Source organism: Streptomyces hyderabadensis, from assembly GCF_020404845.1.
Lineage (GTDB): Bacteria > Actinomycetota > Actinomycetes > Streptomycetales > Streptomycetaceae > Streptomyces > Streptomyces hyderabadensis.
Genome location: NZ_JAIOJZ010000024.1, coordinates 52,566 through 67,644 on the forward strand (window position 1 = coordinate 52,566; position 15,079 = coordinate 67,644).

The window sequence follows — 15,079 nt, forward strand, 5'->3', positions numbered from 1 at the left end:
GACAGCGCCATGACGAACCCGTATCCGGATCCCGTTCCGCCTGGTCCCACGCCGGGGCCCACCCCCGGTCCGGACCCGGAGCCCCCGCATCCGCACCCGGACCCGGCCTCGCCCCCTGTCCCGGGTCCGGAGCCGACCCCTCCGCCTCCGCCCCCCGGTCCCGGGCCGCAGCCCACGCCCCAGCCTCCGGGGCCCGGCCCGCAGCCTCCCGGACCCGGCCCGCAGCCCACCCCTCCGCCCCCGGGCCCCGGCCCGCAGCCGCCACCGGAGCCGCCGGGGCCTCCCGGGCCCTCGCCGTCGCCGATCCCGCCGGGGCCCGAGCCCGTGCCCGACCCCGAGCCGGGGCCGCCGCTCACCTGAGCGAGGGGGAGGCAGAGGGCGGGGAAGGGGCTACGCCGTGACCTCCGACCGGTCCCCGCCCCAGAGCGTGTGGAAGGCGCCGTCCCGATCCGTCCTGCGGTAGGTGTGCGCCCCGAAGAAGTCCCGCTGCCCCTGGGTCAGCGCGGCGGGCAGCCGCTCGGCGCGCAGGGCGTCGTAGTAGGCGAGGGCGGCGGCGAACCCCGGCGTCGGTACGCCCTGCCGGGTCGCGGCGACCAGAACCTCGCGCCAGTCGTCCTGCGCGGCGGCGATCTCCTGGGCGAAGGTCTCGTCCGACAGCAGACTCGGCAGGTCCGGCCTGGCGTCGTACGCGGCCCGGATGCGGTCCAGGAAGGCGGCCCGGATGATGCAGCCGCCGCGCCAGATCGCGGAGACGGCACCCAGGTCGATGTCCCAGCCGTACTCCTCGCTGCCCGCGGCGATCTCGTGGAAGCCCTGCGTGTACGACACGATCTTCGACGCGTACAGCGCCTGCTCGACGCGGTCGGCGAAGGCGGCCGCCTCCGACTCGCCGAGCGGCGACGCCTTCGGGCCCGCCAGGCCGCGCGAGGCCTCCCGCAGCGCCGCGTGACCGGACAGTGAGCGGGCGAACACCGCCTCCGCGATGCCGGACACCGGCACGCCCAGGTCCAGCGCGATCTGCACGGTCCAGCGACCGGTGCCCTTCTGTTCCGCCTGGTCGACCACCACGTCCACGAACGGCCGGCCCGTCGCCGCGTCCACGTGCGACAGCACCTCCGCCGTGATCTCGATCAGGTACGAGTCCAGGCGGCCGGTGTTCCAGGTGCGGAAGATCTCCGCAATCTGCGCGGGGGAGTACCCGGCGACGTCGCGCAGCAGTTGGTACGCCTCGCCGATCAGCTGCATGTCGGCGTACTCGATGCCGTTGTGCACCATCTTGACGAAGTGCCCGGCACCGTCCGGACCGACGTGCGTGACGCACGGTGCCTCGTCCGCGGCCTTCGCCGAGATCTTCTCCAGCATCGGGCCCAGCGACGCGTACGACTCCTTCGAGCCGCCCGGCATGATGCTCGGCCCGTGCAGCGCGCCCTCCTCACCGCCGGAGATGCCGGTGCCCACGAAGTGGATGCCCTGTTCGCGCAGTTCGCGCTCCCGGCGCCGGGTGTCCGCGAAGTGTGCGTTGCCGCCGTCGATGATCATGTCGCCGGGCTCCAGGAGCGGGGCGAACTCCCGGATCACCGCGTCCGTCGGGTCACCGGCCTTCACCATGATCACCAGGCGCCGCGGCCGCTCCAGCGCGGCCACGAACTCCTTGGCGGTCTCGGTCGCGACGAAGTCGCCCTCGCTGCCGAACTCCTCCACCAGCGCGTGCGTGCGCGACGCGGTCCGGTTGTGCACCGCGACCGTGTAGCCGTTGCGGGCGAAGTTGCGGGCGAGGTTGCGGCCCATGACCGCGAGACCCGTGACGCCGATCTGCGCTGTAGTGCTCATTGGGTTGGCTCCTAGTGACCTTGGTGACTGTCGTGCTCTGTGTCTGTCGTGCCCTGAGACTGTCGTGCCCTGTGTCGGTGGTGCCTGTGCCGGTGTTCGCCAGTATCGCCGGTTTCGCCGCTCGACCACGCTGACGTGCCGGGACACCCGCCGCATCTTCCGCCGGCCGGTCCGGCTGTCGGGACTTCAGTACGGGCGGGAGGGGCCGGGTGCCTCAGTGGGCCGGCCTGCCACCGGTCAACGGCCGCGCGTTCCCGGCCACTCGGGGTGACCGACCGGCCGGTTGCCGTCTTGTCATGGCCGGTTCGCGGCGCTTACTTTTGCCCCTCCTGACGCAATGTCGAGGGGGACCTCCATGGCCGTACGCGGCCGGCACCGCCGGTATCAGCCGAACAGGATCAACCGCGCCTCACTGACCGTCACCGCCTCGGGCGCGGGTCTGGCCCTCCCCCTCGTCGGCACCGGCACGGCCCACGCCGCCGACGTGGAGACCTGGGACAAGGTCGCCGCCTGCGAGTCCACCGACGACTGGGACATCAACACCGGCAACGGCTACTACGGCGGGCTGCAGTTCACCCAGTCCACCTGGGAGGCCTTCGGCGGCGCGCGGTACGCCCCGCGCGCCGACCTGGCCACCAAGGACCAGCAGATCGCCGTCGCCGAGAAGGTGCTCGACGCACAGGGCCCGGGCGCCTGGCCGGTGTGCTCGCAGCGGGCCGGACTGACCCGGGGCGGTGACCCGCCCGACACCCGGCCGGCCGGGGGAGCGGCGTCCGCGAAGAAGTCGGGTTCGGTGAAGGACGTCCAGCCGCAGACCACCCCGCAGTCCCGGGCGGGCAAGGCCCGGATGTACACGGTCGTCACCGGGGACACCCTCTCAGGCATCGCCGACACCCACGAGGTTCGCGGCGGCTGGCAGCGCCTGTACGAGGCCAACCGCGGCGCGATCGGATCCGACCCCGACCTGATCCTGCCCGGCCAGCGCCTGTCGCTGCGCGGCGAAGGGACCACCGCGGCATCCGGCGCCGGGACGCGGAAGCAGGACGAACAGCGGCAGACGCAGCAGAAGCCGAAGCAGCAGGAGCAGCAGAAGCAGCAGGCCCAGCAGCAGGAGAAGGAGCACAAGCGCGCGCCGAAGGAAGACAAGCGGCAGGAGCAGCGGAAGGCGCAGCAGAAGTCCTCCTCCGGCAGCGGCAAGGCCAAGGCGGGCAAGGCCACCACCCACCAGGCCGTCGTGGCCCCCGTCGACGCCGCCACCGGCACGCCCTACCACCAGGCGGGCTCCTCCTGGTCCAAGGGCTACCACACCGGTGTCGACTTCCCCGTCCCCACCGGCACCTCCGTCAAGTCGGTCGCGGCGGGCCGGGTGGTCAGCGCGGGGTGGGGCGGTTCCTACGGCTACCAGGTGGTGGTCCGGCACGCCGACGGCCGCTACTCCCAGTACGCGCACCTGTCGGCGATCTCCGTGAAGAGCGGTCAGTCCGTGGGCGTCGGCCAGCGCCTGGGACGCTCCGGCTCCACGGGCAACGTCACGGGCCCGCATCTGCACTTCGAGGTGCGGACGGGGCCCGGCTTCGGTTCCGACATCGACCCGCTGGCGTACCTGCGGGCCGGCGGCGTCAGGATCTGATCCGGACCCGTCGGCGGCTGAGCAGGGGCGGCGGGACGAACGGACCGCCGTAGAAGGGGCCGTACGACAGCGTCGTGCCGTCGCCTCCCACCGGCGCCCGGGCCTCGTAGGCCTCCTCGGCGGGGGCGGTCTCCGCAAGCGGCGGCGCCACCGGGGAAGGCACGACGACCTTGTCGGCGAGCCGGGCCACCGGAGCAACCGGCTCCCGGACCCGGGCCTCCTCGACCGGCACCGGCGTCAGCACGGCCACCGCCGCCGGTGGCGGCACCGGCACGGCCACAGCCGTCGGCACCGGCACGGCCACCGGCCCGAGCGCCCCGGCCCCGGCCCCCGCAGCCACCCCGGCGTCCGGAAGCGCCACCGTGTCCTCGGCCGGGGCCGGAGCCCCACCGCTACCAATGTCGGTGTCCGTGTCGCTGCCGGAATCGGCGCCCTCCCGCGCGATCCGCTCCGTCGTCAGCATGATCAGCCCACCGGCGGCCACCACTCCGCAGCTCAGCGCGAGCACGGTGCCGGTCGTGCCGTACCGGAACGTCTCGCCGAACATCGTGATGCCGACGACGGCGGCCACCACCGGGTTCACGACCGTCAGGGTGGCCAGCGGGGCCGCGAGACCGGCGCCCCGGTAGGAGGCCTGGGACAGCACCATGCCGGCCGTGGCGAGTACGCCGATCACGGCCAGCGACGGCAGGTCGCCGACGGACACCCCGCCGGTCCAGTCGACCGCGACCGTCTTGGTGAAGACCGAGGACATGCCGAAGGCTATGCCGGACGCCGTCGCCAGCAGGATGCTGCGGACCGCCGGGTGCCGGTGCGCGGCCCGGCCCGCGATCATCAGCGCCACCACCGCACCGCCGGTGACCAGGGCCGCCGCGACCCGCTGCGCCGTGTCCAGCGACTGCGCGTCGGAGGCGCCGACCAGGGACAGCAGACCGGCGAGACCCACCGTGGCCATCAACGCACCCCGCCAGGCCGTCGCACCGGCCCTTCGACCCACGAAGAGCGCCGCCATGGGCAGCGCGAACACGATGGTGAGCGCTCCCAGCGGCTGCACCAGGCTCAGCGGACCGAGCGCCAGGGCGACCACGTGCAGCAGACCGCCCAGGCCGTTGAGCGACACCGCCGCCCACCACGCGGGCCGGCGCAAGGGGGCGTACTGCGCGCCCGGGGACGACGCCGCGACCTGCTCCTGCACGATCGCCCCGCCCGCGTAGGCCACGGCGGAGACGAGCGACAGCAGCACGGACAACGCGAGGGCGCTCATCGGCTGCTCCTCTGCGTGAGGCGGGGGCGCTGGGCCCGGCGCGGCGAACGGTCGTCATCCATGGACAACACGATGCCGTCTCAGGGTCTTCCCGTCGTCGTCCCTGAGCATTCATTGGGTCCTACTACCGATGGAGTACGACGGCGCCGCCGTCCTCCCCAGGGTGGGCGACTCGAGCCCCCGACCCCTGGCCCGGCCCCTCAGGGGCACTGATACTACTGCTCTCCGTGGACCTCGACCCCGACCTCTCCGCCCTCCGCCCGCTCGGCGGCTTCTTCGTCCTGCACGCCTCGTGTCCGGTGCCCCCGGGGCGGACCGCCGACGCCGCGCCCCTCGTACACGCCTACGCACCCGGGTACGGAAACGCGGCGGCGGACGTTCAGGTTCCGGTGCAGCGCGCCGATCCGCTGGGACACCGGGTCCGCAAGGTCGCCGCCGCCCTCGGTGCCCCGGAGACCCGGGTTGCCGCCTCCGTGGCCCAGCAGGGGCTCGCGGCCCGCCTGTGGTCGGTGGCCCTGGCCTGCGCCGCCCGGTACGGCCACGTCCCGGACCTCGATCCGCGCCTGCTGCACTGGGACCCCGAGGCCACCGCTCCCGACGACCTGTGGCTCACCGAGGTGCGCGCCCGTCCCGCGGACACCGACACCCTCGCGGACGTCGTCCTGAACACCCACCTGGCTCCCCTCACCGAGGCCGTGCACGCCCGCTACGGCGTCGCGAGGGGACTGCTGCGCGGCAACGCGGCCTCCGCCCTGGCGGGCGCCGGACGCGAACTGGACCGCTGGGCCCGCCGCCAGGGCCATGCGGACACCGCCGCCCGCGCCCGGTCCCTCACCGCCGGCCTGCTGGCCCACCCCCTGCTCGCCGGGACCGGGACGCTCACCGGTACCTCCTTCCGGCGCCGCAGTTGCTGCCTGTACTACCGGGTGCCGGGCGGCGGCGTCTGCGGCGACTGCTGCTTCCCGAGCCCGCCGGGCCCCGGCCGTTCCCGGCGCCAACCGGGCCCCGTACGCTCCCCGGAACCCGCCCGTTCCCCGCGCCCGCCGGACAGCGGCCGCCCTCCGCGCTCTTCCCCGGGAGCCCGCTCTGGGTGACCATGAGGGAACCAGCCGCCGAGACGGGAGGTTCCGGGTGCGCGTGGGACTGCTGACCCGTGAGTTCCCGCCGGACGTCTACGGCGGCGCCGGGGTCCACGTCGAGTTCCTCGCCCGGGAACTCGCCCGTCTCGTGGACCTGGACGTGCACAGCTGGGGCGAGGGCCGCAGCGACGGCGTGCTGCGCCACCGGCCCTGGTCCGTGCTCGACGGCGCCAACGACGCGTTGCGCACCTTCTCCGTGGACCTCGCCATGACCGCCGCCCTCGAAGGGCGCGAACTGGTGCACTCCCACACCTGGTACGCCAACCTCGGCGGCCACCTCGCCAAGCTCCTGCACGGCGTCCCGCACGTGATGACCGCCCACTCCCTGGAGCCTCTGCGCCCCTGGAAGGCCGAGCAGCTCGGCGGCGGCTACACCCTGTCCGGCTGGGCCGAGCGCACCGCGATCGAGGCGGCCGACGCGGTGATCGCCGTCTCCGGGGCGATGCGTTCCGACATCCTCGGCTGCTACCCGGCGCTCGACCCCGCCAGGGTCCACGTCGTGCACAACGGCATCGACTCCAGGCTCTACCGGCCCGACCACGGCACCGACGCGCTGGACCGGATCGGCCTGGACCGCTCCCGCCCCTACGTCCTGTTCGTCGGCCGCATCACCCGCCAGAAGGGCGTGCCCCACCTGCTGCGCGCGGTGCGGGACATCGACTCGGCCGCACAGGTCGTGCTGTGCGCGGGCGCCCCGGACACCCCCGAGATCGACCAGGAGTTCCGCGGCCTCTTCGCCGAGCTGAGCCGCACCCGCGAGGGCGTGCACTGGATCCCGCGGATGCTGCCGCGCCCGGAGGTGGTCCAGCTGCTGACCCACGCCGCCGTCTTCGTCTGCCCGTCCGTCTACGAGCCCCTGGGCATCGTCAACCTGGAGGCGATGGCCTGCGCCACCCCCGTGGTGGCCTCCCGGGTGGGCGGTATCCCCGAGGTCGTGGCCGACGGCGAAACGGGGGTACTCGTACCGCGGGAGGGCGTCGGGGACGCGGACTTCGAGGCCGGTCTCGCGCGTGCGCTGGACTCCGTGCTCGCGGACCCGGACGCCGCCCGGCGGATGGGCGAGGCGGGGCGGGCCCGCGCGGTGGCGGAGTTCGGCTGGGACGCGATCGCGCGCCGCACGGTCCGGCTCTACGAGGAGATCCTCAAGCAGGCTTGAGCTGCCCCGCCCGGGGCGGCCGAGGGTGAACGAGGGTGAGGGGAGCGGCCATGCGTCGTGGAGGTCCTTCGGTGCTCGGCATCGTGCTGGCGGGCGGAGAGGGCAAACGCCTGATGCCCCTGACCGCGGACCGCGCCAAACCCGCGGTCACCTTCGGCGGCACCTACCGCCTGGTCGACTTCGTGCTGTCCAACCTGGTCAACGGCGACATCCTGCGCATCTGCGTCCTCACCCAGTACAAGTCGCACTCCCTGGACCGGCACATCACCACCACCTGGCGGATGTCGAGCCTGCTCGGCAACTACGTCACCCCGGTCCCCGCCCAGCAGCGCCTGGGCCCGCGCTGGTTCCTCGGCAGCGCCGACGCCATCCTGCAGTCCCTGAACCTGGTGCACGACGAACAGCCGGAGTACGTCGCGGTGTTCGGCGCCGACCACGTGTACCGGATGGACCCGCGCCAGATGCTCGCCCAGCACATCGAGTCCGGCGCGGGCGTCACCGTGGCCGGGATCCGGGTCCCGCGCGCCGAGTCGCCGTCCTTCGGCGTGATCACCCCGGGCTCCGACGGGCAGACCGTCACCGGCTTCCTGGAGAAGCCGGCCGACCCGCCCGGCCTCGCCGACGACCCCGGGTGCGTCTTCGCCTCGATGGGCAACTACGTCTTCACCACCAAGGCCCTCGTCGAGGCCCTGCACCGGGACGCCGAGGACCGGGAGTCCGTGCACGACATGGGCGGCTCGATCCTGCCCCAGCTCACCGACCGCGGCGAGGCCGCGCTGTACGACTTCAGCGCCAACCACGTGCCGGGGGAGACCTCCCGGGACCAGGGCTACTGGCGGGACGTGGGCACCCTGGACGCCTACTACGACGCCCACATGGACCTGATCGCCGAGCGGCCCGCCTTCAACCTCTACAACCGCAACTGGCCGATCTACACCCACTCGACCCAGCTCTCGCCCGCCCGCTTCAACGCCGGCGGCATCGCCAGCGAGTCGATCATCAGCGCCGGTTGCCTCATCCGGGGCCAGGTCACCCGGTCCGTGCTCTCCCCGGGCGTTGTGGTCGACCCGGGCGCGGTCGTGCAGGGCTCGGTGCTGCACGACAACGTGCACATCGGCCGCGGCGCGGTGGTGCGCGGGGCGGTCCTCGACAAGAACGTGGAGGTGCCGCCGGGCGCCACGATCGGCGTCAACCCGGAGCGGGACGGCGAGTTGTACACCGTCTCCAAGGGCGGTGTGATCGCGCTGGGCAAGGGACAGCGGGTGCCGTGACGGACGGCCGCCCGGACGGGCGAGGGGACGGACGACGGCTCCGGGCGCGCGTGATACGCGCGTTGAGCCCGGGGCCGTTGTCATGTCCCTGGACGTCAAGCGGAATCCGTGTTGTCATGCCTCTGCACCGCTGCTGTTACATCGATGTATGACATCGATGTCCTGAGCCATCAGCCACCACCCGTTCTCGAGGAGAGGGTCAGTGCGCACCAAACGACTCAGAGACAAACTCGCCCTGTTGCTGGCAGCCGCGCTCGGCGTCGCGGGACTCGCCGCCGTACCGGCGGCCAACGCCGCCGACGGCGAAGGCACCGCGGAGGTCCACGGCCTGAAGGGCGAGTACTACACCCAGTCCGCCCCCGGCGCCTTCGACTTCCACGAGCTGAAGGCCACCGGCTTCGACCAGCAGGTCGACTTCGACACCCTGGAGCCGCGACTCGCCTTCGCCACCGGGCAGTCGGACGACGTGAGCGTCCGCTGGACCGGCAAGCTGGTCCCGGAGAAGACCGGCGCCCACACCTTCTCGATCATCGGGGACAACGGCTTCCGCCTCTGGATCGGCGGACAGCTCGCCATCGATCACTGGGTCGACGACTGGGACCGCGAACAGACCGCCCAGCCCATCGAGCTGACGGCCGGCCAGTCCTACGACATCAAGCTGGAGTACTTCGAGCACTACGGCGGCTCCAACCTCCACCTGCGCTGGACCGAGCCCGGCGGCAGCAAGGAGGCGATCCCGCAGTCGGCGTTCCGCCTGCCCGACGGCTTCGACTACAACGGCGCGACGGCGACCACCGTCCAGTCCACCGGCCGCACCCTCAAGCTCGACTTCGCGAGCCCGCTGGCCGCGCCCCCGGCCGGTCTCACCGACCACCTGGAAGCGGTGATCGGCGGCGCCACCTGGCCGCTCGGCGAGACCAAGGTCGACCCCGCCGACCCCAGCGCCCTGCTCGTCGCCCTCGGCCAGCCCGTCGTCGGCAACAAGAACGGCGACGCCCCCGGCACCGCCGACGTCCGCTACGACGGCGAAGGCGGCCTCACCGACGCCGAAGGCAACGTTGTCAACGCCTTCTGGAGCAGCGGCGGCAACAAGTCCACCTACGAGCTGCGCACCGACTGGGCCGACGAGGTCGGGCCGGACAACGCCCTGCCGGAGTACCCGCGCCCGCAGCTGACCCGCGACGACTGGCAGAACCTCAACGGCCGCTGGCAGTTCGCCGCCGCCGAGGCGGGCGAGCAGCCCCCGGTGGGCCAGAACCTCAAGGAGCGCATCCTCGTCCCGTACCCGGTGGAGTCCCAGCTCTCCGGCATCCAGCGGCACGAGGACCGCATGTGGTACCGCCGCACCTTCACCGTGCCCCGCGACTGGCACATCGGCTCCGCCCAGCGGCTGAAGCTCAACTTCGGTGCCGTCGACTGGCAGTCCGAGGTGTACGTGAACGGCGTCAAGGTCGCCGACCACAAGGGCGGGTACGACAAGTTCAGCGCCGACGTCACCGACGCCCTCAAGCCCGGCCGCACCCAGGAGCTGATCGTCGGCGTCTACGACCCGACCGACGCGGCGAACGGCGAGAACCCGCCGCTCGGCAAGCAGCGCCTGGACCCGAGCGGCATCTGGTACACGCCCAGCTCCGGCATCTGGCAGACCGTCTGGATGGAGCCGGTCGCCCGGGACCACGTGGAGTCCCTGAAGCTCACCCCGCACGTCGACGGTGCGGCGAGCACCCTGACCGTCGAGCCCAAGGGCGTGCGCGACGGCGTCCGCGTCAAGGCCACGGCGTACGCCGGGCACCGCAAGGTCGCCACCGTGAGCGGCCGCACCGGCGAGCCGCTGACCCTGAAGATCCGCGACCCGCGCCTGTGGTCGCCCGACGACCCGTTCCTGTACGACCTGAAGGTCACCGTGGGACACGACCGGGTCGACAGCTACTTCGGGATGCGCTCCATCGCCGTCGAGAAGGTGAACGGCGTCCCGCGCACCATGCTCAACGGGAAGCCCACCTTCCTGATGGCCACCCTCGACCAGGGCTTCTGGCCGGACGGACTGCACACCGCGCCCACCGACGAGGCCCTCGCCTACGACCTGAAGCTGCACAAGCAGCTTGGCTTCAACTCCGTGCGCAAGCACATCAAGGTCGAGCCCGACCGCTGGTTCTACTGGGCGGACAAGCTGGGTCTGCTGGTGTGGCAGGACATGCCCGCGATGACCGCCGGGAAGAACCCGTCCACCGCCGCCCGCGCCGAGTACGAGCGCGAGATGAAGGAGATGATCGACGAACACGTCAGCCACCCGTCGATCATCATGTGGGTCACCTTCAACGAGGGCTGGGGCCAGTACGACATCGGCCGCGTCGCCGAGCAGGCCAAGGCCTGGGACCCGACCCGGCTCGTCAACAACCAGTCGGGCCTGAACCTCGGGGCCGACGGCGGCGCCGGCGACATCATGGACGAGCACGGCTACCCGAGCCCCGCCCTGCCGCCGTCCCCGGACGGCGAACGCGCCCTGGTCTCGGGCGAGTACGGCGGCCTCGGCCTCGCGGTGCCCGGCCACGCCTGGTCCGTGCAGCAGTCGTACGTCGACGTCGACCCGCAGACGTACACGGACGACTACCTCACCAAGCTCGACGAGGTGCGCGCCCTGGTCTGCCGGGGCAGCAACGGCGCCGTCTACACCCAGATCTCGGACGTCGAGGGCGAGCTGAACGGCCTGACGACGTACGACCGCAAGGTGCTCAAGCCGGACGTCGAACGGGTGAAGGCCGCCCAGGAGGCCCTCATCCACGACGCGTCCCAGCCCACTCCGGCGGGCTGCACCGCCTGATCACCCGCACCCGGAGAAGAACCGCACGACACCGCAAGACCTTCCGGAGGTCCCCGCACATGAGAGGCACCCGGCGTCTGCGGCTGTGCGTGGCCGGGGTGGTGGCAGCGTCCGCGCTGCTCACCGCCCCGGCGGCGCAGGCCGCCCCGACGACCGACCAGAACCTGACCGACCTCGTGAACCCGTTCATCGGGACCGAGAACGAGGGCAACACCTACCCCGGCGCGGCCGTGCCCTTCGGCATGGTGCAGTTCTCGCCGGACACCGGCCACAACGTCGGCTACGACTACTCCAACGACCACATCCGGGGCTTCTCCCTCGTCCACCTCTCCGGTGTGGGCTGCGGACTCGGCGGCGACCTCCCCGTCCTGCCGACCACCGGCGAGGTCACCGAGACGGACTACGCGAAGTACGCCGCGTCCTTCAGCCACGACGACGAGGAGGCGAGCCCCGGCTACTACCGGGTGGGCCTCGACTCCGGCGTCGAGGCGGAGCTGACCGCCACCGAACGCACCGGAGTGCAGCGCTACACCTTCCCGGCCACCGACAAGGCCAACGTGCTGCTCAACGCGGGCCAGTCGCTGCACAAGAACATCTCGACCAAGGTCGAGGTGCTGGACAGCCGCACCGTGCGCACCGCGATCACCGGCAGCGGCTTCTGCCAGGACACGAAGCCGTACACCGTCTACACGATCACCCGCTTCGACCGGCCCTTCGCCTCCTACGGCACCTGGGACGAGGGCACCGTGAGAGCGGGCGCGAAGACCGGCGGCGACGGCGCCTACGTCCGCTTCGACACCACGAAGGACCGCACCGTCGAGGCCACCACCGCGCTGTCCTACGTGGACGCGCGCGGTGCCGCGCTCAACCTGCGCGCGGAGGGCGGCCACTCCTTCGACGCCGTGCGCCGCGGCGCCGAGCGCACCTGGGAGAAGCGGCTGGACGACGTCAGGGTCCGCGGCGGCGACGACACCCTGCGCCGCACCTTCTACTCGTCCCTGTACCGGTCCTTCCTCGCGCCGAACATCGGCAGCGACGCCGACGGCCGCTACACCGGCTGGGACCAGGAGATCCACCGCGCCAAGGGCTTCACGTACTACCAGAACTGGTCCCTGTGGGACACCTACCGCACCCAGTCCCAGCTCCTCGCCCTGCTCGCGCCCCGCGAGGCCCGAGACATGGCGATCTCCGTCATCAAGATCGACGAGGAGAGCGGCTGGCTGCCCAAGTGGGGCTACGGCACCGTCGAGACCAACATCATGACGGGCGACCCGGTGACCCCCTTCCTCACCAACGCCTACCAGCAGGGCCTGCTGCACGGCTGGGAGGAGAAGGCCTACCGGGCGCTGAAGAAGAACGCCGACGGCGTCCCGCCCACCGAGTCCCCGGCCGTCGGCCGGGAGGCCAACCGGGAGTACCTCGCCGACGGCTTCGCGCCGTACGTCAAGGGCCGCCCGCACGCCAAGCCGGGCGACTCCGACTACGACCACGGCGCCTCCGCCACCCTGGAGTACGCCCTGTCCGACGCCATGCTCTCCCGCATGGCCCGCGACCTCGGCCACGACGCGGACGCGAAGCGATATGCCGAGCGCGCCCAGAGCTACCGCAACGTCTTCGACCCGTCGACCGGCTTCTTCCGCGCCCGCGACGCCGAGGGCGCCTTCACCGGACCGGCCGACCCGGCGCAGAGCGAGGGCTTCCACGAGGGCACGTCCTGGCAGTACCAGTGGCTGGTGCCGCAGGACCTGCCCGGCATGATCGACCTCATCGGCGGGACCGAGGCCGCGAACGAGCGGCTCGACTCCTTCTTCGCCTACGACCAGCTCCTCGCCGACCCGGCGAAGACCGCCCGCGAGGTCTGGGTGAACGGGCCGTACGACTACTACAACGCCGACAAGTACAACCCGCAGAACGAGCCCGACCTCATCGCCCCGTACACCTACCTGTCGACCGGGCAGCCCTGGAAGACCACCGACGTGGTGCACGCGGCGCTCACCCTGTTCACGGACACGCCGACCGGCATGACCGGGAACGACGACCTCGGGACTATGTCCGCCTGGAACGTGCTGTCCTCGATCGGGATCTTCCCGATCCAGCCCGGCTACGACACCTGGGGCCTGTCCACCCCGGTCTTCGACCGCGTCGACCTCACCCTGGACCGCCGGTACTACCCGCGCGGTGCTCTGACGATCACCGCGCCCGGCACCTCGGACACCGACCGCTACGTCCAGTCGGCCCGCACCGACGGCTCGGCCTACGCCCGCACCTGGCTGACGACCGACACCCTGCGCTCGGTCAGGTCGCTCGCGTTCACGGTCGGCCCGCAGCCGTCCGGGTGGGGAACCTCGGCCGAGGCGGTGCCGCCGCCCCTGACGTGAGGTGAGCCGAGCACAGGCGCACCATGAGCCACGGCAGTCCCGCCCCTGCGCGCAGGGGCGGGACTTTAATCTGCTGTTAACTGTGTGTAGCTTGATCGTACTTGACCGTAATCGTCGGAGAGCGATTGACTGCTTGTTCACCCGTTGCCCCTCCGCCGGCCATGCGCCGCCCATCCGCCGCCCCTGCGTCGTCCTTGCGAGGCAAGCCTTGACTCCCGATCCACTCGCTCCCCTCGACCTGGCGTTCTGGAACATCGAGTCCGCCGAGCACCCCATGCACCTGGGCGCACTCGGCGTCTTCGAGGCGGACTCGCCCACCGCGGGCGCCCACGCGGCGGACCTGCTCGCGGCCCGCGCCCCCGCGGTGCCCGGACTGCGGATGAGGATCCGGGACACCTGGCAGCCGCCGCTGGCCCTGCGCCGGCCGTTCGCCTTCGGCGGCGCCACCCGCGAGCCCGACCCCCGTTTCGACCCGCTCGACCACGTGCGGCTGCACGCCCCCACCACCGACTTCCACGCCCGGGCCGGACGTCTCATGGAGCGCCCGCTGGAGCGCGGGCGTCCGCCGTGGGAGGCGCACGTGCTGCCGGGAGCGGACGGCGGCTCCTTCGCCGTGCTGTTCAAGTTCCACCACGCCCTGGCCGACGGCCTGCGCGCCCTGACCCTCGCGGCCGGCGTCCTCGACCCGCTGGACCTGCCGGCCCCCAGGCCCCGCCCCGAGCAGCCGCCCCGCGGCCTGCTGCCGGACGTGCGCGCCCTGCCGGACCGGCTCCGCGGCGCCCTGTCCGACGCGGGACGCGCCCTGGACATCGGTGCCGCGGCGGCCCTGTCCACCCTCGACGTGCGCTCCTCGCCCGCGCTCACCGCCGCCTCCTCCGGCACCCGCCGGATCGCGGGCGTGGCCGTCGAGCTCGACGACGTGCACCACGTCCGCAAGACCACCGGCGGCACCGTCAACGACGTACTGATCGCGGTCGTCGCCGGCGCCCTGCGCCGCTGGCTTGATGAGCGCGGCGACGGCAGCGAGGGCGTCGCGCCCCGGGCCCTGATCCCCGTCTCCAAGCGCCGCCCGCGCACCGCCCACCCCCAGGGCAACCGGCTCTCCGGGTACCTGATGAGGCTCCCGGTCGGCGACCCGGACCCGCTCTCCCGCCTCGGCGCGGTCCGCGCCGCCATGGACCGCAACAAGGACGCCGGGCCCGGCCGCGGCGCCGGTGCCGTCGCCCTGCTCGCCGACCACGTGCCGGCCCTCGGCCACCGCCTCGGCGGCCCGCTGGTCTCCGGCGCCGCCCGGCTCTGGTTCGACCTCCTGGTCACCAGCGTGCCCCTGCCCAGCCTCGGGCTGCGGCTCGGCGGACACCCGCTCACCGAGGTCTATCCGCTGGCGCCGCTGGCCCGCGGCCACTCCCTCGCGGTGGCCGTCTCGACGTACCGCGGACAGGTCCACTACGGGCTGGTCGCCGACGCGAAGGCGGTGCCGGACCTCGACCGCCTCGCCCGGGCGATGGCCGAGGAGGTGGAGACGTTGCTCACGGCCTGCCGTCCCTGACCCCGGCGGGTTTGGATCCGCGCCGCGCGCTGAATAAAATC

At 72.6% G+C, this 15,079-nt stretch carries 9 protein-coding genes; 7 read left to right on the top strand and 2 right to left on the bottom strand.

The window, feature by feature from the left end; genetic code table 11:
* Positions 1–390: 390 nt before the first annotated feature.
* Complete coding sequence (gene gnd, locus K7854_RS19870) at positions 391–1,830, bottom strand: NADP-dependent phosphogluconate dehydrogenase (protein WP_226027886.1); 1,440 nt, start codon at positions 1,828–1,830, stop codon at positions 391–393.
* A 355-nt stretch (positions 1,831–2,185) separates the two neighbouring features.
* Between gnd and K7854_RS19875 the strand changes: the two genes are divergently transcribed.
* Positions 2,186–3,460: a transglycosylase family protein gene (locus K7854_RS19875; protein ID WP_226027887.1), complete on the top strand. Its 1,275-nt coding sequence runs from the start codon at positions 2,186–2,188 to the stop codon at positions 3,458–3,460.
* Here K7854_RS19875 and K7854_RS19880 read toward each other — a convergent pair.
* A complete protein-coding gene (locus K7854_RS19880; protein ID WP_226027888.1) occupies positions 3,450–4,724 on the bottom strand; it encodes a DMT family transporter in 1,275 nt (424 codons plus the stop codon). The genes K7854_RS19875 and K7854_RS19880 overlap by 11 nt on opposite strands.
* A gap of 227 nt (positions 4,725–4,951) precedes the next feature.
* Here K7854_RS19880 and K7854_RS19885 point away from each other — a divergent pair, with 227 nt between their 5' ends.
* From K7854_RS19885 to K7854_RS19910, 6 genes are all read left to right on the top strand, one after another.
* Positions 4,952–5,818, top strand: coding sequence for a (2Fe-2S)-binding protein (locus tag K7854_RS19885; protein WP_226027889.1), 867 nt, complete (start codon positions 4,952–4,954; stop codon positions 5,816–5,818).
* Positions 5,819–5,855: 37 nt separating this feature from the next.
* A complete protein-coding gene (gene glgA, locus K7854_RS19890; RefSeq protein WP_226027890.1) occupies positions 5,856–7,019 on the top strand; it encodes a glycogen synthase in 1,164 nt (387 codons plus the stop codon).
* A gap of 50 nt (positions 7,020–7,069) precedes the next feature.
* Entirely contained in the window at positions 7,070–8,290 is a 1,221-nt protein-coding gene (gene glgC, locus K7854_RS19895; protein ID WP_226027891.1) for a glucose-1-phosphate adenylyltransferase, read from the top strand.
* A 202-nt stretch (positions 8,291–8,492) separates the two neighbouring features.
* Positions 8,493–11,111, top strand: coding sequence for a PA14 domain-containing protein (locus tag K7854_RS19900; RefSeq protein WP_226027892.1), 2,619 nt, complete (start codon positions 8,493–8,495; stop codon positions 11,109–11,111).
* A gap of 59 nt (positions 11,112–11,170) precedes the next feature.
* Positions 11,171–13,489, top strand: a complete 2,319-nt coding sequence (locus K7854_RS19905; protein WP_226027893.1) for a GH92 family glycosyl hydrolase — start codon at positions 11,171–11,173, stop codon at positions 13,487–13,489.
* Positions 13,490–13,697: 208 nt separating this feature from the next.
* Complete coding sequence (locus K7854_RS19910) at positions 13,698–15,038, top strand: WS/DGAT/MGAT family O-acyltransferase (RefSeq protein ID WP_226027894.1); 1,341 nt, start codon at positions 13,698–13,700, stop codon at positions 15,036–15,038.
* Positions 15,039–15,079 lie beyond the last annotated feature (41 nt).

Excerpts from the sequence above, each read along its gene's own strand:
- glgC (WP_226027891.1), top strand. The coding sequence starts at position 7,070 with ATGCGTCGTGGAGGTCCTTCGGTGCTCGGCATCGTGCTGGCGGGCGGA.
- K7854_RS19875 (WP_226027887.1), top strand. The coding sequence starts at position 2,186 with ATGGCCGTACGCGGCCGGCACCGCCGGTATCAGCCGAACAGGATCAAC.
- gnd (WP_226027886.1), bottom strand. The coding sequence starts at position 1,830 with ATGAGCACTACAGCGCAGATCGGCGTCACGGGTCTCGCGGTCATGGGC.
- K7854_RS19905 (WP_226027893.1), top strand. The coding sequence starts at position 11,171 with ATGAGAGGCACCCGGCGTCTGCGGCTGTGCGTGGCCGGGGTGGTGGCA.
- K7854_RS19880 (WP_226027888.1), bottom strand. The coding sequence starts at position 4,724 with ATGAGCGCCCTCGCGTTGTCCGTGCTGCTGTCGCTCGTCTCCGCCGTG.